Origin of the sequence: Megasphaera massiliensis (genome assembly GCF_000455225.1) — a bacterium.
GTDB classification, from domain to species: Bacteria; Bacillota; Negativicutes; order Veillonellales; family Megasphaeraceae; genus Megasphaera; species Megasphaera massiliensis.
Genome location: NZ_HF954532.1, coordinates 1 through 2,741, shown reverse-complemented (window position 1 = coordinate 2,741; position 2,741 = coordinate 1). Strand labels below are relative to the sequence as shown.

The following is a 2,741-nucleotide window of genomic DNA, read 5'->3' as shown; positions in this document are numbered from 1 at the left end:
TATGCGCCCATTTTGAAGGGCAGTATAGCAAAACAGATTCGGACTGCAGGACCTCTTTTGGCCGGCAGTTATTTTCAGTTTGTATATGAGGTGAAATTTGTGGACGAACAACAAGTAGATAAGATTGTGCCGGTTTGTCTGGAAAGTGAAATGCAGACGTCGTACATCGACTATGCCATGAGTGTCATCATCACTCGTGCCTTGCCGGATGTACGCGATGGGTTGAAGCCGGTTCACCGGCGAATTCTCTACGCCATGCATGAAGCGGGCATGACGCCGAACAAACCGTATAAGAAATCGGCCCGTATTGTCGGTGAAGTTTTAGGTAAGTATCACCCCCACGGGGACCGCCCCGTCTATGATGCGACCGTCCGCTTGGCCCAGGATTTTTCGACACGGTACCCCCTCGTCGATGGTCACGGCAACTTCGGTTCTGTCGACGGTGACTCGGCGGCAGCCATGCGTTATACTGAAGTCCGTATGGCAAAGATTACGGGAGAAATGCTGGAAGATATCGACAAGGAAACGGTCGATTTCATGCCCAACTACGACGGCTCTATGCAGGAACCGACGGTCTTGCCGTCAAAAATCCCGAACCTCTTAGTAAACGGCTCGGCTGGGATTGCCGTCGGCATGGCGACCAACATTCCGCCCCATAATTTAAGTGAAGTCGTCGATGGTTGTGTTCAGCTTATCGACAACCCGGATTCCAGTCTGGAAGAAATCATGACCAAGGTCAAAGGCCCTGATTTTCCGACCGGGGCTAAAATCATGGGTCGTGACGGCATCGTCAAAGCTTATTCGACGGGCCGCGGCAGTATCAAGATGCGTTCCTGCGCTTCCATCGAACCGATGAATAAGGGGAAGAATCGTATCGTCGTTACAGAAATTCCGTACCAGGTCAATAAGGCCCGGGTCATTGAATCCATTGCCGACTTGTCCCGCAATAAGGAAATCGACGGAATTACGGCTCTTCGCGATGAATCGGACCGCAAAGGGATGCGCATCGTCATCGAGCTCCGCGCCGATGTTAACCCGGATATTGTCCTGAACAAGCTGTATAAACACACTCAACTCCAGGAAACGTTCGGCGTCATCATGCTGGCTCTCGTCGACGGTCATCCGCGGGTCTTGACGCTGAAACAGATCTTGACCTACTATTTGGATCATCAGAAGAATGTCATCACGCGCCGCTGCCGGTTTGAACTCGATAAGGCTTTGGCCCGCGCTCACATCTTAGAAGGTCTGCTCATCGCCCTCGACCATATCGATGAAGTCATTAAGACCATTCGTGAATCGGCAACGGATGAAGTGGCCAAGACGTCCCTCATGTCCAAGTTCGGCCTTAGTGAAAAACAGGCAGTTGCTATCCTCGATATGCGTCTGCGCCGCCTGACCGGTCTCGAACGCGAAAAAATCGAAGAAGAATATAAGGAACTGGAAGAACGCATTGCTTACCTCCGCAGCGTTTTAGCCGATGAACATAAAGTCATGGAAATCGTAAAAACGGAACTCCTCGATGCCAAGAAGAAATTTGGGGATAAACGGCGTACGGAAATCGTTGCCGATGCCTCTGATTTTTCCATCGAAGACATGATTCCTAATGAACGCATGGTTCTGACCCTGACGCGTCGGGGATACATGAAGCGTATCAACGCCAATGTATACCATACGCAGAATAAAGGCGGCCGCGGCATCAAGGGCATGGGGACGAAAGATGAAGATGCAGTTAACCACCTGCTCTACACGTCGGCGTGGAATACGGTCTTGTTCTTTACCAACTTCGGCCGTGTCTATCTCTTGAAGTCCTATGAAATTCCGGAAGCCAACAGCCGTAATTCTAAGGGGATGGCTGCCATCAACATCCTGCCCCTGTCCAACGGAGAAAAGGTCAACGCCCTCATCGACCTCGATCAGGTTGATCCGTCGATGAACCTCTTTATGGTAACGGAAAAAGGCTTGGTCAAGAAAACCGTCCTTCACGAATTTAAGAATGTCCGTCGCAACGGCCTCATCGCCATCTCCCTCATGGAAGGGGATCATTTGGCGAAGGTTCGCCTGACCAATGGCGACCAGACCATTATTTTGGCAACGAAACTGGGTATGGCCATCTGCTTTAATGAAAACGATGTCCGTCCCATGGGCCGCAATACCCGCGGTGTCCGCGGTATTACCTTGGCTGAAGGGGATATGGTCATCGGTGCCGATGTCTTGGCGGAAGACTGCCAAGTTCTGACGGTTAGTGAAGAAGGCTTCGGCAAGCGCAATAACGTCGATGCCTATAAAGTTCAGCTTCGCGGCGGAAAGGGCATCAAGAACTTCAAGATTACCCCGAAAACCGGCGACATCGTCGGCGTCGAAGTCGTTCACGAAGGTCAAGAACTGATGCTCATTACGTCCAACGGCATCGTTATCCGGACCGATATCGAAAGCATTGGTATTAAGAAGGGACGTAATACGTCGGGCGTCAAAATCCAGAAACTGGAAGGCGACGACAAGGTTGCAGCTCTCGATACGATTGCTATCGAGGGAACGGATGAAGACGACGAACAAGAACAGACAAAACTGTTTAAAGAATAGTCGAAACAGGATTACTGAAAGGCCGCCTTTGAGGGCGGCCTTTTTTGTATAGAATATTTCTATATATATCCTTGACAATTCCTTTACACGGGAGTATACTGAATAAGCTGTCAGGGGGAAGTCCTCAGGCAGCCCGGCTGAGACAACAGCCGACGTGAGTG

General features: G+C 50.7%; 1 protein-coding gene. It reads left to right on the top strand.

Annotated elements, in window-relative coordinates; translation table 11 throughout:
* Positions 1-99: 99 nt before the first annotated feature.
* The gene (gene gyrA / locus TX77_RS00005; RefSeq protein ID WP_044502976.1) at positions 100-2,580 is read left to right on the top strand and encodes a DNA gyrase subunit A; all 2,481 of its coding nucleotides are present in this window, start codon (positions 100-102) and stop codon (positions 2,578-2,580) included.
* Positions 2,581-2,741: the final 161 nt, after the last annotated feature.